Source organism: Fertoeibacter niger, assembly GCF_009380135.2.
GTDB classification, from domain to species: Bacteria; Pseudomonadota; Alphaproteobacteria; order Rhodobacterales; family Rhodobacteraceae; genus Fertoeibacter; species Fertoeibacter niger.
Window position 1 is genome coordinate 312,734 of sequence record NZ_WHUT02000004.1, and the last position, 19,726, is coordinate 332,459.

20 protein-coding genes are annotated in these 19,726 nt (G+C 65.3%); 9 read left to right on the plus strand and 11 right to left on the minus strand.

Annotated elements, in window-relative coordinates; translation table 11 throughout:
* Positions 1–15: 15 nt before the first annotated feature.
* The 7 genes from GEU84_RS09320 to GEU84_RS09350 form a co-directional block, all read right to left on the minus strand.
* Positions 16–432 (minus strand): RidA family protein, encoded by a 417-nt coding sequence (locus tag GEU84_RS09320; RefSeq protein WP_174539686.1) that lies wholly within the window; start codon positions 430–432, stop codon positions 16–18.
* Positions 429–845, minus strand: a complete 417-nt coding sequence (locus tag GEU84_RS09325; protein ID WP_174539687.1) for an acyl-CoA thioesterase — start codon at positions 843–845, stop codon at positions 429–431. The genes GEU84_RS09320 and GEU84_RS09325 overlap by 4 nt, the downstream gene beginning before the upstream one ends.
* Positions 842–1,978, minus strand: coding sequence for an acyl-CoA dehydrogenase family protein (locus GEU84_RS09330; RefSeq protein WP_174539688.1), 1,137 nt, complete (start codon positions 1,976–1,978; stop codon positions 842–844). The genes GEU84_RS09325 and GEU84_RS09330 overlap by 4 nt, the downstream gene beginning before the upstream one ends.
* 75 nt (positions 1,979–2,053) lie before the next feature.
* Positions 2,054–2,857, minus strand: coding sequence for an enoyl-CoA hydratase family protein (locus GEU84_RS09335; RefSeq protein ID WP_217438549.1), 804 nt, complete (start codon positions 2,855–2,857; stop codon positions 2,054–2,056).
* A 5-nt stretch (positions 2,858–2,862) separates the two neighbouring features.
* Entirely contained in the window at positions 2,863–3,312 is a 450-nt protein-coding gene (locus GEU84_RS09340; protein ID WP_174539690.1) for a MarR family winged helix-turn-helix transcriptional regulator, read from the minus strand.
* Positions 3,309–4,049 (minus strand): SDR family NAD(P)-dependent oxidoreductase, encoded by a 741-nt coding sequence (locus GEU84_RS09345; RefSeq protein WP_174539691.1) that lies wholly within the window; start codon positions 4,047–4,049, stop codon positions 3,309–3,311. The genes GEU84_RS09340 and GEU84_RS09345 overlap by 4 nt, the downstream gene beginning before the upstream one ends.
* Entirely contained in the window at positions 4,046–6,331 is a 2,286-nt protein-coding gene (locus GEU84_RS09350; RefSeq protein ID WP_174539692.1) for a bifunctional salicylyl-CoA 5-hydroxylase/oxidoreductase, read from the minus strand. Before GEU84_RS09350 ends, GEU84_RS09345 begins: the two co-directional genes overlap by 4 nt.
* A gap of 99 nt (positions 6,332–6,430) precedes the next feature.
* On the opposite strand from GEU84_RS09350, the gene GEU84_RS09355 reads away from it, so the two are divergent.
* From GEU84_RS09355 to GEU84_RS09390, 8 genes are all read left to right on the plus strand, one after another.
* Complete coding sequence (locus GEU84_RS09355) at positions 6,431–7,570, plus strand: 3-hydroxyacyl-CoA dehydrogenase (RefSeq protein ID WP_241427626.1); 1,140 nt, start codon at positions 6,431–6,433, stop codon at positions 7,568–7,570.
* A complete protein-coding gene (locus GEU84_RS09360) occupies positions 7,567–8,739 on the plus strand; it encodes an acetyl-CoA C-acyltransferase (protein WP_174539693.1) in 1,173 nt (390 codons plus the stop codon). The genes GEU84_RS09355 and GEU84_RS09360 overlap by 4 nt, the downstream gene beginning before the upstream one ends.
* A gap of 356 nt (positions 8,740–9,095) precedes the next feature.
* Positions 9,096–9,965: a hypothetical protein gene (locus tag GEU84_RS09365; RefSeq protein ID WP_174539694.1), complete on the plus strand. Its 870-nt coding sequence runs from the start codon at positions 9,096–9,098 to the stop codon at positions 9,963–9,965.
* 93 nt (positions 9,966–10,058) lie between these two features.
* Positions 10,059–10,895 carry an OmpA/MotB family protein gene (locus tag GEU84_RS09370; RefSeq protein WP_174539695.1) on the plus strand — a complete coding sequence of 279 codons (837 nt, stop codon included), beginning with the start codon at positions 10,059–10,061 and terminating at the stop codon, positions 10,893–10,895.
* Positions 10,896–11,023: 128 nt separating this feature from the next.
* Positions 11,024–12,325 carry a flagellar hook protein FlgE gene (locus tag GEU84_RS09375; RefSeq protein ID WP_174539696.1) on the plus strand — a complete coding sequence of 434 codons (1,302 nt, stop codon included), beginning with the start codon at positions 11,024–11,026 and terminating at the stop codon, positions 12,323–12,325.
* A gap of 18 nt (positions 12,326–12,343) precedes the next feature.
* The gene (gene flgK, locus GEU84_RS09380) at positions 12,344–13,780 is read left to right on the plus strand and encodes a flagellar hook-associated protein FlgK (RefSeq protein WP_174539697.1); all 1,437 of its coding nucleotides are present in this window, start codon (positions 12,344–12,346) and stop codon (positions 13,778–13,780) included.
* 1 nt (position 13,781) lies between these two features.
* Positions 13,782–14,786, plus strand: a complete 1,005-nt coding sequence (locus GEU84_RS09385; protein ID WP_174539698.1) for a flagellin — start codon at positions 13,782–13,784, stop codon at positions 14,784–14,786.
* Positions 14,783–15,877: a flagellar basal body P-ring protein FlgI gene (locus GEU84_RS09390; protein WP_174539699.1), complete on the plus strand. Its 1,095-nt coding sequence runs from the start codon at positions 14,783–14,785 to the stop codon at positions 15,875–15,877. The genes GEU84_RS09385 and GEU84_RS09390 overlap by 4 nt, the downstream gene beginning before the upstream one ends.
* 63 nt (positions 15,878–15,940) lie before the next feature.
* On the opposite strand, the gene fliP is transcribed toward GEU84_RS09390, so the two are convergent.
* The 4 genes from fliP to fliF are packed head-to-tail and all read right to left on the minus strand — an operon-like array spanning position 15,941 to position 19,113.
* Positions 15,941–16,660 (minus strand): flagellar type III secretion system pore protein FliP, encoded by a 720-nt coding sequence (gene fliP, locus GEU84_RS09395; protein WP_241427627.1) that lies wholly within the window; start codon positions 16,658–16,660, stop codon positions 15,941–15,943.
* A complete protein-coding gene (locus GEU84_RS09400; protein ID WP_174539700.1) occupies positions 16,657–16,923 on the minus strand; it encodes a FliM/FliN family flagellar motor switch protein in 267 nt (88 codons plus the stop codon). Before GEU84_RS09400 ends, fliP begins: the two co-directional genes overlap by 4 nt.
* Positions 16,916–17,512 (minus strand): FliH/SctL family protein, encoded by a 597-nt coding sequence (locus tag GEU84_RS09405; protein WP_174539701.1) that lies wholly within the window; start codon positions 17,510–17,512, stop codon positions 16,916–16,918. Before GEU84_RS09405 ends, GEU84_RS09400 begins: the two co-directional genes overlap by 8 nt.
* The gene (gene fliF / locus GEU84_RS09410) at positions 17,512–19,113 is read right to left on the minus strand and encodes a flagellar basal-body MS-ring/collar protein FliF (RefSeq protein WP_174539702.1); all 1,602 of its coding nucleotides are present in this window, start codon (positions 19,111–19,113) and stop codon (positions 17,512–17,514) included. The genes GEU84_RS09405 and fliF overlap by 1 nt, the downstream gene beginning before the upstream one ends.
* A gap of 112 nt (positions 19,114–19,225) precedes the next feature.
* Between fliF and GEU84_RS09415 the strand changes: the two genes are divergently transcribed.
* Positions 19,226–19,717 (plus strand): flagellar basal body-associated FliL family protein, encoded by a 492-nt coding sequence (locus GEU84_RS09415; RefSeq protein WP_174539703.1) that lies wholly within the window; start codon positions 19,226–19,228, stop codon positions 19,715–19,717.
* Positions 19,718–19,726 lie beyond the last annotated feature (9 nt).

Genomic DNA, 19,726 nt, shown 5'->3' on the forward strand with positions numbered 1-19,726 from the left:
CTTTCGCGCGGTCCGTCACCCCTGCGGGATGACGGCGGTTGCCTCGATTTCCACCTTTGCGCGGTCCTCGACCAGCGCCACCACCTGAACCAGCGCCATGGCGGGGAAATGCTTGCCCAGTATCTCGCGATAGACGCGGCCCAGACCGCGCAGGTTGGCCAGATATTCGGCCTTGTCGGTCACATACCAGGTCAGCCGCACCAGATGCTCGGGCTTTGCCCCCGCGCAATCCAGCACGGCCACGATGTTGCGCAGCACCTGCGCCACCTGTTCCACGAAATCATCGGATTCGAATTCCTGATCCGCATTCCAGCCGATCAGCCCGCCGCAGAACACCATCCGCCCGCTGGCCGCCATGCCGTTGGAATACCCAAGCGCCGGCTTCCAGTTTTTCGGATGCAGAAATTCATGCGGGCTGTCATGCGTGGTCATTGCGGATTTCCTTCCATGAATGCCGTCATCCGGTTGCGGATCACGGCGGGCCAGGCCTCGGCACGGCCCTGGGCGTTCACCCAGACAAGGATCAACTCAACCGTCAGGCGCAGTTCGGCCCCCGCCCGGGCGGTGATGGTGAAATTGGCACTCGCGCCGCCAATGCGGGTCTGCTCCAGCGTGAATTCCACCCGTTCGCCCAGTCGCGACGGTGCCTTGAAGTCGCAGACCAGCCGCACGGTGGGCACGCTGCAATGTTCCTCTACTGTGATGCGCGCATAGGGATAGCGCAGCACATCGGCAAAGAAATTCTCCATCACCGAATTGGTCATCTCGAAATAGCGCGGGTAGAATACGATGCCCGCCGGGTCGCAGTGGTTGAATTCGATGGGGATGATGCGGGTATAGCTCATGCCAGCACCGCCCGCGCGATCACCACGCGCTGCACATCCGACGCGCCCTCATAGATGCGCAATGCACGGATTTCGCGGTAAAGGCTTTCAACCACCATGCCCTGCCGCACGCCGTCACCGCCATGCAACTGCACCGCCATGTCGATGATCCGCTGTGCGGCCTCGGTGGCATAAAGCTTTGCCATCGCCGCCTCGCGCGTTACCCGGGCAGCACCCATGTCCTTGGTCCAGGCGGCGCGATAGACCAGCAGGGCCGCCGCATCCACCTCCAGCGCCATGTCGGCTATGTGCCCTTGCACCATCTGCAAATTGGCCAGGGGTGCGCCACCGATCTGCCGGGCCTTGACCCGCGTCACAGCCTCATCCAAAGCCCGCCGCGCAAAGCCCAGCGCCGCAGCGCCTACGGTCGAGCGGAACACATCCAGCACCGCCATGGCGATCTTGAAACCGTCACCCGCCCTGCCGATCAACGCCGCCTCGGGCAGCGCCACATCGGCAAACCGCAGATGCGCCAGCGGGTGAGGCGCGATCACGGCGATCCGCTCTACCACCTCGACCCCCGGCGCATCGGCGGGCAGCAGGAACGCCGACAGGCCCCGCGCGCCCGGCGCCTCGCCGGTCCGGGCGAAGACCACATAGACATCGGCAATCCCGCCGTTGGAGATATAGGTCTTTTCGCCGTTCAGCACGAACCCGCCCTGCACCTGCGTGGCGGTCGTCGTGGTCGCCGCCACATCCGACCCCGACCCCGGTTCCGTCAATGCAAAACCCGCAATCGCCGCCCCGGCCCGGGTCCGCCCCAGCCATTCGCGCTGCGCCCCGGTGCCGAAAAGCGACACCGCCCCCATCCCCAGCCCCTGCATGGCAAAGGCGAAATCCGCCAGCCCGTCATGCCGCGCCAAGGTCTCGCGGATCAGGCACAGGCTGCGCACATCCAGCCGCTCGCCTGCCGCAGCCCCCGAATGCCGCAACCAGCCGCCTGCCCCCAGCAGCGCCACCAGCGCGCGGCAGGCGGCATCGACATCGCCGTGATCCACCGGCAGATGCCGCGCGCACCATGCCTCCAGCGCCTCGGCCAGTTCGCGGTGCCGCTCTTCGAAAAACGGCCAGTCCAGAAATGTCCTGTCGATCACCCTGACGCCTCCACCCTCTTTCCAGATCAAAGTATCCCACGGGGGTCCGGGGGTGTGAAACCCCCGGCTCCGCCATCAATCCCCGCGAAACACTGGCCGCTCCTTGGCCACGAACGCATGGTAGGCCCGGGCGAAATCCTGCGTCTGCATGCAGATCGCCTGCGCCTGCGCCTCGGCCTCGATGGCCTGTTCCAGCCCCATGTTCCATTCGTGGTTCAGCTGCGTCTTGGTCATGCCATGCGCAAAGGTCGGCCCTTCGGCAATGCGGCGCGCCAGGGCCTGCGCCGCAGGCTCCAGCGACGCGGCTTCGTGCAGGCTGTTCCAGAACCCCCAGCGTTCGCCTTCTGCCCCGGTCATCACCCGCCCGGTATATAGCAGTTCCGCCGCCCGCCCCTGCCCGATGATGCGCGGCAGCATGGCACAGGCGCCCATGTCGCAGCCCGCCAGCCCAACCCGGGTGAACAGAAAGGCGCATTTCGCGTCCGGCGTCGCCAGCCGCAGGTCGGATGCCATGGCGATGATCGCGCCCGCGCCCACGCAGACACCATCCACCGCCGCGACAATCGGTTTGCCGCAGCCGATCATCGCCTTCACCAGATCGCCGGTCATGCGGGTGAAGGCCAGAAGGCCCTTCATGTCCAGCCCCACCAGCGGGCCGATGATGTCATGCACATCGCCACCCGAACAGAAGTTGCCGCCGTTTGACGCGAACACCACCACATCCACATCATCGGCATAGGGCAGCGCGCGGAATGTGTCGCGCAGCTCGGCATAAGACTCAAAGGTCAGCGGGTTCTTTCGGTCGGGCCGGTTGAGGCGGATCGTGGCCACACGCTCCGTCACCTCCCACAGAAAATGCTGCGGTTGCAGGTTGGCCATGTGAGTCACGCCCTTTCCCCCTTGCCCATGCGTTTCAGAATGTCGGTCAGCGTATCCAGATCGGTATCGGATAGACCGCCAAACAAGGTGATGATCTCGCGTTCATGCTCTGCCGCCAGCACTTCGAACTGCTGAAGGCCCGCTTCCGTCAGCGCCACAAAGATGGTGCGCCGGTCGGTGGTCGATTGCGTGCGGCGCACAAGACCGTCCTTTTCCAGCCGGTCCACCACAGCCGTGGCATTGCCGTTCGACACAAGCAGCATGCGCGACAGATCCGACATCGTGACGCCCTCGCGCCGCCGGTAAAGTGCGGCCATCACGTCAAACCGGGGCAGGGTGGTATCGTGGTTCACCCGCAGAAACTCGCGCAGATGCGATTCGGATGCGCGGGTGACGCGCAGAAGGCGTATCCACATCTTCAGCAGGCGTTTGGATTGCGGCAGCATCTGGTTCATACCTCGCCCCCTGCAATGGCGATGGTCTGCCCGTTGATCCCTTCGGACCCCGGCCCGCAAAGCCACAGCGCCGCGGCCGTCACCTCGGCGGGCCGGATCAGCCGGTTTTGCGGGTTTGGCGCGGTCAGCGCCGCCAGGGCCTCGGCGGGCGACTTGCCGGTCTTGGCGATGATGTTGGCGATGGAACGTTCCGTCATTTCGGTATCCAGAAAGCCGGGACACAGCGCGTTCACCGTAACTGGCTTGCGGGCCACCTCCAGCGCCAGGCTGCGGGTCAGGCCCACAACGCCATGCTTTGCCGCCGCATAGGGCGCGGCATAAGCATAGCCTTTCAGTCCGGCGGTCGAGGCGATGCTGATCAGACGCCCCCAGCCCGGCATCTGCCTGAGGCCGTCGCGCAGCGTCAGGAAAACCCCGGTCAGGTTGACGGCGACCATGGCATTCCATTGATCCAGCGAGGTTTTCATCAGGGGGCCAGAATCCGCCGCCCCTGCGTTGGCAATGACGATGTCGCAGGGCCCAGCCGTGGCGAACATCGCAGACACGCTGGCCTCATCTGTCACATCGGCTGCGATCGGCTGCACGCCGGGCAGGGCGGCCGCAACCGCCTGCAACGGTTCCGCGCGCCGCCCAGTGATCACAACCACCGCGCCCGCTGCATGGAAACCGCGTGCAAGATCGGCCCCGGTGCCCGTGCCGCCGCCCGTGATCAGCACCCGTTTGCCCGCCAGTGTCATGCGCGAAGCACCTCGGCCCTTGGCTGTGCCAGCCGCTGGGCCTGATCGCGGCCCGCAAGATAGGGGAGCGGCCAGTCGGTGCCGCTGTCGCCCAGTTGCAGCGCCGCATGCAGCGTCCAGTATGGGTTGGCCAGATGCGGGCGGGCAAGGCAGACCAGATCGGCCCGCCCCGCCATCAGGATGGAATTGACGTGATCGGCCTCGAAGATGTTGCCGACCGCCATGGTGGCAATGCCCGCCTCGTTGCGGATGCGGTCGCTGAACGGGGTCTGGAACATGCGGCCATAAACGGGCCTGGCATTGGTGCTGGTCTGGCCCGCCGACACGTCGATGATATCGGCCCCGGCGGCGTGGAACATGGCCGCAATCTCCACCGCCTCGGCGGGGGTCACGCCATCATCGCCCGCCCAGTCGGTTGCGGAAATTCGGACAGACATCGGCTTGTGCGCGGGCCAGACGGCGCGCATGGCGTGCAACACCTCCAGCGGCCAGCGCATGCGGTTTTCCAGACTGCCGCCATAGGCATCGGTGCGATTGTTCGACAGCGGCGAGATGAAGCTGCTGACCAGATAGCCATGCGCGGCGTGAAGCTCGATCATGTCGAACCCCGCGCGTTCGGCCATTTCGGCTGCGGCGACAAATTCCGCCGTCACGCGGTCCATATCCGCCCGGTCCATCGCCTTTGGCACGGCGTTGCCCGACGACCAAGGCAGGGCCGAGGCTGAAAGCAACGGCCAGTTGCCCGACGCCAAGGGCGCATCCATGGTTTCCCACCCCAGTTGGGTTGATCCCTTGCGCCCTGAATGGCCAATCTGGCAGCAGATTTTCGCCTGTGTCTCGCGGTGTGTGAAATCCACCAGCCGCTTCCACGCCGCCTCATGCTCGGGTGCATAAAGGCCGGGGCAGCCGGGCGTGATGCGGCCTTCGGGCGACACGCAGGTCATTTCGGTATAGACCAGCCCCGCCCCGCCCTTGGCCCGTTCGGCGTAATGCACGAAATGCCAGTCGGTCGGGCAGCCATCCACCGCCTTGTATTGCGCCATGGGTGACACGACGACGCGGTTTTTCAGCCGCATATCGCGCAGCCTGAACGGTGCGAACATCGGCGCGCGGCCCGGTTCGCCACCGGCCTGCGCAGCAAACCAGTCTTCGGCCCCGCGCAGCCATGCCGCATCGCGCAGCCGCAGGTTTTCGTGGCTGATCCGCTGGCTGCGGGTCAGCAACGAATAGGCGAATTGCGGGGCGGGCATATCCAGATACCGCTCCACCTCCTCAAACCATTCCAGCGAGTTGCGGGCGGCGGATTGCGTGCGCAGCACCTCGACGCGGCGTTCGTCCTGATAGCGCGCGAAGGCATCCTGAATGGTCGGCTCTGAATGCAGGTATTCGGCCAGCGCTATGGCGCTGTCAAAGGCCAGACGCGAACCGGAGCCGATGGAAAAATGGCTGGTCGCCGCCGCATCGCCCATCAGCACCACGTTTTCATGATACCACTGCTGGCAGATCACGCGGGGGAAGTTCATCCACACGGCCGAGCCGCGCAGGTGGGCTGCGTTCGACATCAGATCATGGCCGCCAAGGTGGCGTTCAAAGATCTTGCGGCAGGTTTCGACAGTCTCTTCTTTTGACATGGCGGCGAAACCCCAGCGGTCCCATGTCTCGGGCAGGCATTCGACGATGAAGGTCGCGGTGTTGGCGTCGAACTGATAGACATGGGCCCAGACCCAGCCATGTTCGGTTTTCTCGAAGATGAAGGTGAAGGCGTCGTCGAATTTCTGATGCGTGCCCAGCCAGACGAACTTGCAGCGCCGCATGTCGATCTCGGGCTGAAAGACATGTTCATATTCGCGGCGCACGACGGAATTCAGCCCGTCGGTGGCAACGACGATATCGTATTCCTGCCGGTATTCCTCGGCAGACCGAAACTCGGCTTCAAACCGCAGATCCACCCCCAGTTCACGCGCCCGCGCTTGCAGCAGGATCAGCATCTGCTTGCGCCCGATACCAGCAAAACCGTGGCCGCCCGACACGGTGCGCACCCCGTCACGCACCACGGCGATGTCATCCCAATAGGCGAAATGGTCGCGGATCGCGTTGGTGGAAGCGGGGTCGTTCTTCTGCATCCGCGCCAGCGCCTCGTCCGACAGCACGACGCCCCAGCCGAATGTATCGTTCGCGCGGTTGCGTTCCAGCACGGTCACATCATGCGACGGGTCGCGCAGCTTCATCGAAATGGCGAAATACAGGCCTGCCGGGCCACCACCAAGGCATAGAACCTTCATCGACATCTCTCCGTAGCTGTGTTGGCCAACCCTGCCATTCACCCCCTTATATTTCAAGTTTAAAATTTCAGGCTTGAAATCGGTCAGGTTTGATCCAGAATGGCTGCGGTGCAGGAGGATGGCATGGCCGTGATCGGGGTTGTGGGGCTGGGAGTGATGGGCCTTGGCATCGCGCAGGTCTATGCGGCGGCGGGCAACAGGGTGATCGTCACCGATGCCGATTCGGCGGTACGCGACGCGGCGCTGGGGCGGGTGCGGGATGCCTGTGCCCTGCGGGTTGCCGCCGGAAAGATGCAGCCTGCGGCGATGGCGGCCATGCTGCGCAGCATCACGTTGGCCGATGCTGTGGCGGGGCTGGCCGGAACCGACCTGGTGATCGAGGCGGTTGTCGAAAAGCTGGCTGTGAAACAGGCCCTGTTCCGGCAGGTCGAGGCGGTATCGGGTGCGGTGCTGGCCACGAACACATCCTCGCTGTCGGTGGCGGCGATGGCCGATGCGCTGGCGCGGCCCGACCGGGTTCTGGGCCTGCATTTCTTCAACCCCGCGCCGGTGATGAAACTGGTGGAGCTGGTCGGCCTGCCTGGCACGGCGCCCGAAGCGCTGGCCCTTGCGCGGTCTGTCACCGAAGCGGCGGGCAAGACCGTGGTGGCCTGCGCCGACCGGCCCGGTTTCATCGTGAACCGCTGCGCGCGGCCCTATTACGGCGAGGCGCTGGCGCTGCTGGAGGAAGGGCGGTCGCCGGGCGAGATTGACGCGGCGATGACGGGGGCTGGCTATCGGCTGGGGCCATTCGCGCTGATCGACCTGATCGGGGCCGACATCAATCTGGCCGCGACCGAAGGGTTGCTGGCGGGCATGGCGGGGCATCCGCGCTATCATGTGTTTCAGGCGCTGCGTGATCAGGTGGCGCGTGGTGATCTGGGGCGCAAGACCGGGCGGGGTTTCGTGCAAGGGGGCGCACCCCAGGCGGTGCCAGCCGACGCAGATGCGCTGGCCCTGCGGATCGAGGCGGCTCTGGTGAACGAGGCCTGCTGGCTTTTGGCCGAGGGCGGGGTGGACCGCGAGGGTATCGACACCGCGTTGCGCCTGGGGCTGAACTTTCCGCGCGGGCCGTTCGAAATGCTGGCGGCCCATGGTGCGCCTGCTGTCATGGCGACGCTGGCGACGCTGGAGACCCGCGCGCCTGCGCATCTTAAAGGGCGCTATCTGCCCGCCCCCAACCTGAAAGACCAGACATGACCCCGGTTTACCTTTGCGCGGGCAAGCGCACCCCGATTGGCCGCTATGCCGGGGCGCTGGCCATGGTGCGCCCCGATGACATGGCGGCGCATGTGGTGGATGCGTTGCTGGCTGGCCTTGATCTGCCGGTGGATGAGGTGATCTTCGGCTGCGCCAATCAGGCGGGCGAGGACAACCGCAATGTCGCGCGGATGGCGGTGCTGCTGTCGCGTCTGCCGGAATCTGTCCCGGCGCTGACGGTGAACCGGCTGTGTGCCAGTGGTCTGGATGCGGTGATCGCGGGCGCGCGGGCGATCCGCGACGGGGCTGATCTGGTGATTGCAGGCGGCGTGGAGAGCATGAGCCGCGCGCCCTTTGTGATGCCAAAGGCCGAGGCCGCCTTTGCCCGCGCGCCCGAAGTGCATGACACCACGATCGGCTGGCGTTTTGTCCACGCGCGGATCGCGGCGGAGTTCGGGGTGGAGGCGATGCCCGAGACAGCCGAGAATGTGGCCGCCGAGTTCGGCATCAGCCGTGCCGATCAGGATGCTTTCGCGCTGCGGTCGCAGGCGCGTTATGACCCGCAATGGCATGGGGCGGATATTGCCCCGGTGACGATCCCGCAGCGGCGCGGCGATGCGCTGATCGTCGCGGCGGATGAACATCCGCGTGCCACCACGCTGGACAGGCTGGCGGCCTTGCCCGCGCCGTTCCGCACAGGCGGCACGGTGACGGCGGGCAATGCGTCGGGCGTCAACGATGGCGCGGCGGCGGTGTTGCTGGCGTCTGCCGCGGCGGTGGCGCGGCACGGGCTGACGCCGCTGGCGCGGGTGGGGATGGCGGCCAGCGCGGGCGTGGCCCCGCGCATCATGGGCATCGGCCCGGTGGCGGCTGTCGTGCGGCTGACCGATCGCAACGGGCTGCGCCCCGGTGATTATGACGTGATCGAGTTGAACGAGGCCTTTGCGGCCCAGGCGCTGGCCTGCATCCGTGCCTGGGGGTTGGCGGATGACGCGGTGCATGTGAACCGCCACGGCGGGGCGATTGCGATGGGGCACCCCTTGGGCATGTCGGGCGCGCGCATCACGCTGAACGCGGCGCGGCAGATACAGGCGGGCGGGCGCAATGCGCTGGTCACGCTGTGCGTGGGCGTGGGGCAGGGAGTTGCGCTGGCGCTGCACGCGGTCTGAACGCGTGTAGCGAAACAACGTTTCACGTGGCTTTCACGCGGGCGCGGTGGGTCTCCGCGCCTGTCGGGCGAGGTTTTTTGCGTCGCAAGCAAAGCCCGAAACGCCGCCACAGGGCGATCTGGCGCGAAGAAATGGCACGTCAGCCATGCCCGGCAGCCATTCCTGCGTAAGCCTCCCCTCGGTGAACCCTCCGCCGCCGCCTTGTTTTTTTTGCAGTTTTGCGCAGTATGGTCAGGAATTAACGGATGTTTGACGGGTCAGTTACGACCCTGTCACAGCAGTTGGCGCAGAACGGGCAAAACAGGACAACCAAGATCAGGGAGTATGCCATGCCTGCTGCGGTTCAGACTCAGGGAATGTTGCGCCTCACCCTTGTTGCCGCGTCGGATCACGCGCCCCTCGCCGCCGGCATTCTGACCACGCATCTGGGCCTGTCGCCGCTGGATGCAGCCTATCGGCTGGCCAGTGCGCCGTCTATCCTGACCGAGGCTGCGCCAGTGGCAGTGGTGCAACGTCTGGCGGCGCTGCTGTCCGCACTTGGCCTTGCCGTGCGTGCCGAGCCTGCCACGAGCGGAGCGACTGCCGCACCCCTGCTGGATCTGGCAGTGCAGGCAGCGGACGGGGCGGCCGTGCATCTGCCGCGCCTGGCCCGCATTCTGGACCTGACCCCCGACACGGTCATGGCCGGGCTGGCCGCACCCGAGGGGCTGGTGCTGCCCCGCACCCCTTCCGAAGTCCAGGCGCTGCGCCACGACCTGCGGCGCGAGAGGGGTTTGCGCCTTGTGGCGTCGAATCCTGCGACGGCGCTGTATGATCTGTTTCTTGCCGGGCCGATGCCCAGGGGCCTTGGTGATGCGCTGCAGCGGCTGGGGCTTGGGCGCTGCGGTTTCAGCGGCGCCTTGGCCGGGGCGCTGGACAGGCGCATGGCGGCAAATCTGGTGGCGCGTTTCGGCGCGGCGGGATTGTTTGCGATGAATCGCGATTTCCAACGATTCGACCTGTTTCTCACCGCGGCGCGCGGCGTGCCGTTGGCGCAGGTGGCAGATTTCCTTGCGACCCGCAGCCCACAGCCTCGTGCACGCCTGGATCCGTTGTCTTTGGCGTTGCCCATTCAGGTCGAAAGCGGTCTTGCGCGCGCCGTTGCCCGCCAGTTTGCTGCCGATTATGCGGCGATCGGGCTGGAAACCCGCCTGCGGCTGAGCCTGCACATTCGCTGCGCAGCCTGACATGCCGGATAAAAGCCTTTAAAATCCGATAGGTTAAGGCTCCGTTCACCGCAACCTGCCAATACTGGGGGTGGGTGTAGGAACGGGTGTGTGATGGCAGGGCAGTCAAATGCCGCGCCAGTCATCATCAAGCGGAAGAAGATTATCCAGGCGGGCGGTCACCACGGTGGGGCGTGGAAGGTTGCCTATGCTGATTTCGTGACGGCCATGATGGCCTTCTTCATGCTGATGTGGCTGTTGAACGCGACAACGGAAAAGCAGCGCAAGGGGCTGGCGGATTATTTCAACCCGGTGATCGCGGTGAACCGCATCTCGGGCGGCGGTGACGGGGCCTTTGGTGGCGATTCGGTGTTTTCCGAAGAGACTCTGGCGCGAAACGGCACAGGGGCCTCTGCCGCACAGCCCACCGAGGCGCAGCAGGCGCAGGGTCTGGCCGAGGGCGGGCCGGAAAGTGCCGGCGACGCCATTCTGCTGCGCGAGGTGGAAAGGGCGCTGACAGCGCGTGGCGGCGAAAGCATGACAATGGAACGCGCGCTGCGGCATGTGGTCACAAAGGTGACGGACGAGGGCTTGGTCGTCGAAATCTTTGATTTGCCCGACGTGCCGCTGTTTGCCCCCGACAGTGCCGAACCGGCACCCGTGCTGCGCGACATTGCGGCCCTACTGGCGGAAACGCTGGCGCTGACCACAAACGGGCTGGCGGTCAACGGCCATGTGCGCGCCTATCCCATCACATTGATCGAGAACCCGGTCTGGCCTCTGTCCACCGCCCGTGCCCAGATGCTGCGCGGGTTGATGGAAACCGCAGGCCTGCCGCCCCAGCGTGTGCACCGCATCAGCGGCCACGCCGACCGCAAACCCGTGACGCCTGACCCGATGGCGGTCCGCAACAACCGGATGGAGGTGATTCTGCTGCGCAGAGACAGATGAAAGCATCTGCCAATAGCACGGGGCGGCCAAGGAAACGGATCAAGTTTTATCCGTTAGGCCGATCTTAAACCCGCGCGCGCAGTCTGGCGGCATCGATATGTCGAAGCAGCAGAAAGGCGCTTTCCCCCATGACGATTTCCTCCTCGCTCAACGCCGGTGTTGCCGGGTTGAATGCCAATGCGACCCGGCTGGCCACCATTGCTGACAACATCGCCAACTCCGGCACCTATGGCTACAAACGGGCTGCGGCCGACTTCCACGCCATGGTGCTTTACGGCGACAACCGCTCAACCTATGCGGCGGGGGGGGTGCGCAGTTCCACCATGCGACTGATCGACGAACGCGGCCCGCTGATCGCCACGTCGAACCCCACCGACATTGCGGTGGACGGGCGCGGTTTCCTGCCTGTCACCAATATCGGGGCGCTGGATGACACCTCGGGCGATTATCCGGTGGCGTTGACCACGACCGGCTCGTTTCGTCCCGATGAAAACGGCATCCTGCGCTCGGCGTCCGGTCTGGTGCTGATGGGCTGGCCCGCGGCTGCCGACGGGTCACTGCCCGATGTGCCGCGTGACGCGATGACCGCGCTGGAGCCTGTGCGGGTCAACCTGAACCAGAATGTCGCCAACCCCACGACGCTGATGAATTTCGGCGTCAACCTGCCCGCTACTGAAACGATGGCTGGCGCCTCGGGTGATCCGATCAACCTAACGGTGGAGTATTTCGGCAATCTTGGCACGTCGGAAACCATGGATGTCACCTTCACCCCCACGGTGCCGGGCACGGGTGCGTCAAACGAATGGACGATGGAAATCACCGATACCGCGACCGGGACTGTGGTGGGCGAATACATATTGACCTTTGACGCCACGCAGGGTGCGGGCGGCACGCTGGCCAGCGTTACCACGGTGTCAGGCGGGGCCTACGACGCCGCAACCGGCAGCATAGCACTGGGCCTGCCTGGCGGCGCGATTGATTTCAACATCGGCATTCCGGGCGAACCCAATGGCATGACACAGCTTTCCAGCAGCTTCTCGCCCACGGCCATCAGCAAGAACGGTTCGCCCGTTGCCAGCCTTGCATCGGTCGAGATTGACGAGAACGGCTATCTGCATGCGATCTATGATCAGGGCTTCAGCCGCCGCATCTACCAGATTCCAGTGGTGGATGTGGCCAACCCCAACGGCCTGGTGTCGCTGTCAAACCAGACCTATCAGGTGTCGCGCGACAGCGGTGCCTTCTATCTGTGGAATGCGGGTGACGGTCCCACGGGTTCGACCATGGGTTTCTCGCGCGAGGAATCGGCGACCGATGTGGCGGGCGAACTGACACAGCTGATCCAGACCCAGCGCGCCTATTCGTCGAACGCCAAGATCATTCAGACAGTGGATGAGATGTTGCAGGAAACCACCAATATCAAGCGCTGACCCGGCGGAGGATGAGGCATGAGCATTTCGTCAACACTGTCTACTGCGCTGTCTGGCCTGACGGTGGCATCCCGCGCGGCGGAAATTGCATCATCCAATGTGGCCAATGCCCTGACCGAAGGCTACGCGCGCCGCGAACTGGAACTGGGTGCCCGCGTGACCGGCGGCAGCGGTCAGGGCGTCAGCGTGCGGGGGATCAACCGCGTGATCGACCGGGCGCTGCTGAATGATCGGCGGCTGGCCGATGGCAGCGCGGCGGAACGTGACCTGCGGGCCGGATTCCTGAAGGCGCTGGAAAACGCGCTGGGCGCTCCTGGCGACGCGGCTTCGCTGAGTGCCAGGTTCGCGGCGCTGGACACGGCATTGCTTGGTGCCGCCAGCCGCCCGGACAGCGAGGCGCGGCTGGACGCGGTCTTGCAGGCAGTGCAGACCATTGCCGCGCAGCTCAGGTCAACCGCCGCACTGGTGCAGGATGCCCGCGCGTCCGCCGACGACCGGATCGCCGAAGAGGTGGCGTTTGTGAACGGCGCACTGGCCCGGGTGGCCGAACTGAATACCACCATCCGCACCAGTCTCGGGTCAGGGCGCGATGCCTCGGCCTTGCTGGACCAGCGCCAGCAGCTTGTCGATGCGGTTGCCCGGGTTGTGCCACTGCGTGAGGTGGCGCGCGACGACGGGCAGGTGGCCTTGTACACCACATCGGGGCTCACGCTGCTGGATGGCCGCCCGATGGAGCTGGGTTTCGCGCCGGTTGGGCCAATCACTCCCGACATGACGCTGGCCTCTGGCGCGCTTTCAGGCCTTACGCTGAACGGGCGGGAATTCATCGCCATGGGCGGCACGCTGGCCGGGCACTTCGCGCTGCGCGACGATCTGGCCCCGGCGGCGCAAACCCGGCTGGATGCCGTGGCGCGCGACCTGGTGGAGCGGTTTGCCGACCCAGCCGTTGACGCCACGCTGGCCCCGGGCGACGCGGGCCTGTTCACCGACGCGGGCGGGGCCTTTCTGCCTGCCAATGAAACCGGCCTCGCGCAGCGTCTGATTGTCCATCCGGCAGCCGATCCAGCGCAGGGCGGCGCGCTTTGGCGCCTGCGTGATGGTCTGGCGGCACCGGCACCCGGGCCATCGGGTGACGGCGCATTGCCCGCGCGCTTGCAAGCGGCGCTTGTGGCTGCGCGGCAGACGGTGTCGGGCGGTTTCCTGCCCGGCGCGCGCAGTGCCGCGGGGCTGGCGGTGGACCTGGCTTCCGGGGCGGCCTCGGCACGGCTTGCTGCTGAATCGGCTGCCAGCTTTGCCGGCGCCCGGGCAGGCGCACTAAAACTGCAGGAGTTGCAGAACGGCGTCGATACCGACCACGAAATGCAACAGTTGCTGCTGGTGGAACAGGCTTATGCCGCAAATGCCAAAGTCGTTCAAACTGTGGACGAAATGCTGAAAATCTTGTTAGGAATATAGCATGGCCATGGTTTCATTGGGGGATATGGCGCAATCCTTCTTGCTGCGCCGTCAGAACGTGGCCTTGAAGGTGGATCAGCAGCGGCTTTCCTCTGAACTGGCACTGGGGCGTGTGTCCGACGCGGCGCAACATCTGCGCGCTGATCTTACGGGGCTGGGGGCCATGGAAATCACCCTTGCCCGGCTTGCCGGATACGCGACTATAACCGCCGAGGTTGCAGGACGTGCCGCAGCCATGCAGGGAGTGCTGGAACACATCGGCCATCTGACCCTTGATCACCGGGCAGCCTTGCTGAGCGCGGGCAGCGCGGGGACTGCGGCGACAGTTTCGGCGACGGCCCGCGAATCGCGCGCGCAGCTGGAGGCTGTGATCGCAGTGGTGAACACGCAATATGCCGGTCAGACATTGTTTGCCGGTGTGCAGGGCGACGGCCCGGCACTGGCCGATGCAGAAACGCTGCTGGCGGCACTCGAAACGGCCACCGCCGGGGCCGCTACGTCGACCGATCTGGAGGCTGCAGTGACCGCTTGGTTCGCCTCCCCGGGGGGCTTTGTGGCAACGCTGTATCAGGGCGGTGAGGCTCAGGGTCCGCTGTCCGTTGCGCAGGGAGAAAAGCTTGCTCTGGGTGTCACGGCTCGTGATCCTGCCATAGCGGATACACTCAAGGCTCTGGCACTGGGCGCTTTGGTGGACCGGGGGAGTTTTGCGGGCCAACCGGCCGCGCGGGCGCAGTTGCTGCAGCGCGCGGGCGAAAGCCTTTTTGGCAGCGAGGCTGCCCGGGTCGGGTTGGCGGCGCGTATTGGCCTGGCGGAGGCGCGACTCGAGCAGGCCCGGCTGCGCAACAGCGCCGAAGCCAGCGCACTGGATGTGGCGCGCAGCACAATGCTTGCGGTTGACCCCTATGAAACCGCCGTCCGTCTGGAGGCGACCACCACCCAGCTCGAAACGCTCTACAGCATCACCGCGCGGATCACGCGCCTCAGCCTTGTGGATTATCTGCGATGATGCGCCGCGCGTTGCTGCTGCTTTGCCTCGCGCTGCCGGTGCAGGCTGATCCGATCCGCATCAAGGATCTGGTTGAATTTGACGGCGTACGTGGCAATGATCTGGTGGGCTATGGCCTTGTCGTCGGACTCAATGGCACGGGCGACGGGCTGCGCAATGCGCCTTTCACCGAAGAAATCATGTCGAACCTGCTGGAACGACTGGGCGTGAATGTCGCGGGCGAAGATTTCCGGCCCAAGAACGTGGCGGCTGTTTTCGTTACGGCTGCCCTTCCGCCCTTCGCGCGTTCCGGTGGACGCATCGATGCGACAGTCTCAGCCATCGGCGATGCGAAAAGCCTGCTGGGCGGCACTCTGGTCATGACTCCTCTGAACGGCGCCGACGGCCAGATCTATGCCGTGGCACAGGGCACGATCATTGCCGGTGGCATCTCGGCCGAAGGTGAGGCGGCGCGTGTGGTGCAAGGCGTCCCAACCTCCGGGGTCATCCCCTCCGGCGCGCGGGTCGAACGCGAGGTGGAGTTCGACTTTGCCGGGCTCGAGTCGCTGCGGCTTGCGCTGCGCACGCCTGATTTCACCACGGCCGGTCGAATTGAGTCTGCGATCAACCGTGATTTCGGGCGTGGTGTTGCGGCGATGCTGGACGCTGGCACCGTGACGCTGGATCTGGGCGCGGCGCGCATGCAATCACCTGCGCATGTGCTGGTTCGCGTGGAAAATCTGACGGTAGAGCCTGAGACCCGCGCGCGGGTCGTGGTCGATCAGCGGTCAGGTACCATCGTAATGGGGGCGGATGTCCGCATCAGCCGGGTCGCGGTTGCCCAAGGAAACCTGACGCTCCGAATTGACGAGACTCCTCAAGTCGTCCAGCCCAACCCCTTTGCCGCAGGTGAAACCATCGTATTGCCGCGCAGTACCGTCGGCATCGAAGAGGAAGCTGGCACCGGCCTCGCCGAAATCAGCGGCGGCACCTCGTTGTCCGAGGTCGTCGCAGGGCTGAACGCGCTGGGTGTGGCCCCGCATGACATGATCGACATCCTGAAGAGCATCAATGCCGCCGGGGCACTGCATGCAGAGTTTCTGGTGCGGTGAGGCCCCGCTGCGGTCGCGGGGCCGGATCATGCCGCGGTGCCATGGCTCAAACAGGCATCAGGGCTACAGGTAGCTGCGCACCAGCGCGCCGGAAACCAGCGCCCAGCCATCCGCCACCACAAAGAACGCCAGCTTGAACGGCAGGGCGACAATCGCTGGCGGAACCATCATCATTCCCATCGACATCAACACCGCAGCCACCACCAAGTCTATGATCAGAAACGGCAAGAAGATAAGAAAGCCGATCTCGAAGGCGCGCTGCACCTCGGACAACAGGAATGAGGGCACAAGCAGAGACAATTCCGCATCTGCAGCGACCCCTTGCGCGCCCGGGCGCAGGGCCTGAAGGCTGGCAAATGTATCCGGGTCCAGCCGCGCCGCCATGAAGCTGCGGAACGGTGCCAGAGTGGCGTTGAACGCGGTTCGCAGATCGGTTTCGTTCCGGGTCAGGGGTTCGATGCCTTCGGTCCAGGCGGCGGTAAACACCGGGTCCATCACGAACCAGGTCAGAAAAAGCGCAAGGCTAACGATCAGCATGTTCGGCGGGGCCTGTTGCAGCCCGATGGCCTGCCGCAGGATCGACAGAACCGTGACGATGAAGGGAAAGCAGGTGATCATGATGGCCAGCCCCGGCACCAGGCTCAGCAGCGTGATCAGCGCCAAGAGCTGTACGCTGCGCAGGCCCAGGCTGCCCTGATCGCCGAAATCAAGCGTCAGTTCTTGCGCCAGCGCGGGCCCGGCCTGCAGGCCAAGTGCCAATGCCAAACCGACAAACCGGATCAAAGCCCGCTGCCCGGGGTTGCAACTTCGGTCAGGCGCACCGCCAACTGGCCCGCCTGTTCGCCGTCCATCTCCTGCAGCTCACCCCGGGCGATCAGCCTGTCGCCGATGTAAAGCTCCACCGGGTCATCGACCCGCCGGTCCAGTGGCAGCACGGCATCACGCTGCAGGCGCAAAAGGTCACGCACCAGGGGGCGTGCCTTGCCGACCGAGACGATGACTTCGATCGGCACCCGGGCGAAGGGGCTGGCGGCGGGATCATCCATGTTTGCGCTCCTTTTCGGTCAGGTCGTAAAATCCGCGCAGGGCGGCCGTGATGTCGGCGATCGCGCGGTCCAGGTCGATGCGGGTTTCGCTGTCGCCCAGACGCAGATAGGCCTGCCCCTCGCCCAGGCTCGGCTCCTCCAGCAGTGTCAGGGGCAAACTGCACGTACGGTCGATCAGCGATTCGGCAGCGGCGCGGGCGGCGGGGCTGATTACAAGCGTGACCGGGGTGTCGGCCATGCGCTCGGCCAGTGGCATCAGGCTTTCCAGCACCAGGGGGGCCAATGCCGCCCGGGCCATTTCCGGCAGCAGCCGGGTCACGATATCCTGCAACAGGGGTTCCACGCCGCGCAGCACATGCAGCCGTGCCTCGTGATAGGTGAAGCCCAGCGCTTGAAGGTTGCGGGCAAGGTCCAGTTTGAGCCGCGAGTGTTCATCGGTGGTGGCAGTTGCGGCATCATCCCAGCCAGCGGCGTAGCCCTGTTCATAGGCGGCAAGGCGCGCCTCTTCCAGCGCGGTAAGATCGGTCACAACAGTGCCCTCTGCCACCCTGTCGGCGCTTCCGAACACCTCCAGCCGCAAGCCCCGCATCAGCGCCGCTCCTCTTCCAGATCCATCCAGCCGCGCAGAATCTCGACTGATTCCACTTGCCTTTCAGCGATAAGCCGGCGCAGCCGAGCCATAGGGTCTGAAGGCACGTCAAACTCATCGGCATGGGGCAGAATGGCCATTGGAGGCAGATCGGTGCCATCGTCAATTTCGCCCGTCAGAACGCGGGGGCTGTCAGCAACCGCAGCGGTGCCAGGCAGCGCCAGTGGCGGCGCCGGCGGTGCGGGCAGGCCACGCGCCGACGCGCCAAGCACCGGCCGGATCACGAACAGCCCGAGAATCAAAGCCACCACCGCCAGCACCACCAGTTGCAGCGCCCGCATGACATCAAATCCGGCAAGACCCGCAAATAGCCCGGCTTCGGCCAAAGTGCCCAGTTCCGCGATAGGTTCGAAGGCCAGCGAACGCAGCGTCAGCACGTCGCCGCGCGCCTCATCCAGCCCGACAGCCGAGGCCACAAGGTCGCGAAGAACGGCCAGTTCTTCATCCGGGCGCGGCTGCCAGGTTACTGTGCCATCTTCCGCCGTGACGCGCAGCCCATCGACGAGCACCGCCACAGAAATGCGCCGCAGGGCACCCGGAGCGCGCAGCACCTCGCGCTGGGTTTCCGATACTTCGAAATTCACCGTCTCTCGCGTTTCCGAGGCCTGGCTCTGCCCGCCGCCGGCTGTGGCCGCATCTCCGTCGGGCAGGTTGGAGGCCACCGTGACATCGCCCGCGCCATCCTGGGACGTCTCGGTTTTTTCCTGCGTCTCCGAAGAGATCGCCACGCGGCCTTGCGGATCAAAGCTGCGTTCGACGATCTGCTCACGCGCGGTTTCCAGATCGACGCTGACCTCGACCACGGCCTTGCCGGGACCGACCCTTGCCGCCAGCAGCCGTTCGACATTTCCTCGCAGTTCTGCCGCGCGATCCTGACCTGTGCCGGGCATGGCGCCCTCATCCGCAGTCACCACAAGGCCGCCCACCGAATCGATCACCGCAACATCTTCGGGGCGCAGCCCGGCCACCGCCGCAGCCACCAGGTGTTTCAGTGCGCGGGCTTGCTGGTCGGACAGGCTGCCCGAAACGGTCGTCACCGTGACGCTGGCCGTTGCGCGCTGGTCGCGCAAGAATGGCTGGCCCTGCGCTGTGGCGATATGCACGCGCGCCGCCCTGATCTGCGGGTTTGCAAGTATCGTGCGCGCCAATTCCCCCTCTTTCGCGCGCAGATAGGCGGCATCGAACATCTGCGACGTGGTGCCAAAGCCCGACAGCCCGTCCAGAAGTTCGTAGCCACTGGTGCCCGCAGCCGGCAGGCCCTCTGTAGCGAGCGTCATGCGCAGTTCGTCTCTTTGGCTGGAGGGAACATGGATCGAATCGCCCCGCACCTCATAGGCGACGCCAAGCTGTTCGAGGGCCTGCACCACTTCACCTGCCGCGGAGGCATCAAGACCGGCGTAAAGCAGGGCCATGCCGGGTGCGCCCGCAGCGCGCGACAGGCCGAGAACCGCCGCAAACATCGCCAGGGTGGCCGCGATGACGATGATCCGGCGTCGTATGTCCAGCGCGGTCCACAACGAAAGCAGGTTCTGCACGGCCATTCTCCGGTTGGGGGCTTCTGCCCGTCCGGCCCAGTCTTGGCGGATCCGGCTTAACAATCGGTTAGTGACCACAGGGCTATAAGAAGCAGATCACAGACCGCCGGAGAGGATGATGGCCGACACCGATGCCTTGCCCGAAGCCCCACCCAAGCGCGCCCGCTGGCCCATGCTATTGGGCAGTCTGCTGGCGCTGCTGCTGGGTGCGGGCGGCTTTTATGCCACGTTTTCCGGCCTGATTCTCGCACCTCACGCCGACGCACAGGCAGAGGGAGAGAATTTGGAGGAAGCAGCCGGGCCATTGCCCGACATCACCTTCGTGCCCGTCGATCCGGTGGTTATCACGCTTGGCCCCGGTGCGCAGAACAAGCACCTGCGGTTCACGGCGCAGTTGGAGGTGGCAAAACCAACCGCAGCCGAGGTTGTGCTGCTGATGCCGCGCATTCTGGACGTGCTGAACAGCTACCTGCGCGCGGTCGAGGTGGCGCAGCTGGAAGACCCGGCAGCGCTGTTGCGGCTGCGCGCGCAGATGCTGCGCCGCGTGCAGATCGTCACGGGCGATGGGCGGGTGCGTGACCTGCTGATCACCGAATTCGTGCTGAACTAAGGAGAATGC

What these genes read in the sequence shown, in the direction of transcription:
- GEU84_RS09320 (WP_174539686.1), bottom strand. Translation starts at nt 432, where the DNA reads ATGACCACGCATGACAGCCCGCATGAATTTCTGCATCCGAAAAACTGG.
- GEU84_RS09325 (WP_174539687.1), bottom strand. Translation starts at nt 845, where the DNA reads ATGAGCTATACCCGCATCATCCCCATCGAATTCAACCACTGCGACCCG.
- GEU84_RS09335 (WP_217438549.1), bottom strand. Translation starts at nt 2,857, where the DNA reads ATGGCCAACCTGCAACCGCAGCATTTTCTGTGGGAGGTGACGGAGCGT.
- GEU84_RS09340 (WP_174539690.1), bottom strand. Translation starts at nt 3,312, where the DNA reads ATGAACCAGATGCTGCCGCAATCCAAACGCCTGCTGAAGATGTGGATA.
- GEU84_RS09345 (WP_174539691.1), bottom strand. Translation starts at nt 4,049, where the DNA reads ATGACACTGGCGGGCAAACGGGTGCTGATCACGGGCGGCGGCACGGGC.
- GEU84_RS09350 (WP_174539692.1), bottom strand. Translation starts at nt 6,331, where the DNA reads ATGAAGGTTCTATGCCTTGGTGGTGGCCCGGCAGGCCTGTATTTCGCC.
- GEU84_RS09355 (WP_241427626.1), top strand. Translation starts at nt 6,431, where the DNA reads ATGGCTGCGGTGCAGGAGGATGGCATGGCCGTGATCGGGGTTGTGGGG.
- GEU84_RS09360 (WP_174539693.1), top strand. Translation starts at nt 7,567, where the DNA reads ATGACCCCGGTTTACCTTTGCGCGGGCAAGCGCACCCCGATTGGCCGC.
- GEU84_RS09365 (WP_174539694.1), top strand. Translation starts at nt 9,096, where the DNA reads ATGTTGCGCCTCACCCTTGTTGCCGCGTCGGATCACGCGCCCCTCGCC.
- GEU84_RS09370 (WP_174539695.1), top strand. Translation starts at nt 10,059, where the DNA reads ATGGCAGGGCAGTCAAATGCCGCGCCAGTCATCATCAAGCGGAAGAAG.
- GEU84_RS09375 (WP_174539696.1), top strand. Translation starts at nt 11,024, where the DNA reads ATGACGATTTCCTCCTCGCTCAACGCCGGTGTTGCCGGGTTGAATGCC.
- flgK (WP_174539697.1), top strand. Translation starts at nt 12,344, where the DNA reads ATGAGCATTTCGTCAACACTGTCTACTGCGCTGTCTGGCCTGACGGTG.
- GEU84_RS09385 (WP_174539698.1), top strand. Translation starts at nt 13,782, where the DNA reads ATGGCCATGGTTTCATTGGGGGATATGGCGCAATCCTTCTTGCTGCGC.
- GEU84_RS09390 (WP_174539699.1), top strand. Translation starts at nt 14,783, where the DNA reads ATGATGCGCCGCGCGTTGCTGCTGCTTTGCCTCGCGCTGCCGGTGCAG.
- GEU84_RS09400 (WP_174539700.1), bottom strand. Translation starts at nt 16,923, where the DNA reads ATGGATGATCCCGCCGCCAGCCCCTTCGCCCGGGTGCCGATCGAAGTC.
- GEU84_RS09405 (WP_174539701.1), bottom strand. Translation starts at nt 17,512, where the DNA reads ATGCGGGGCTTGCGGCTGGAGGTGTTCGGAAGCGCCGACAGGGTGGCA.
- fliF (WP_174539702.1), bottom strand. Translation starts at nt 19,113, where the DNA reads ATGGCCGTGCAGAACCTGCTTTCGTTGTGGACCGCGCTGGACATACGA.
- GEU84_RS09415 (WP_174539703.1), top strand. Translation starts at nt 19,226, where the DNA reads ATGGCCGACACCGATGCCTTGCCCGAAGCCCCACCCAAGCGCGCCCGC.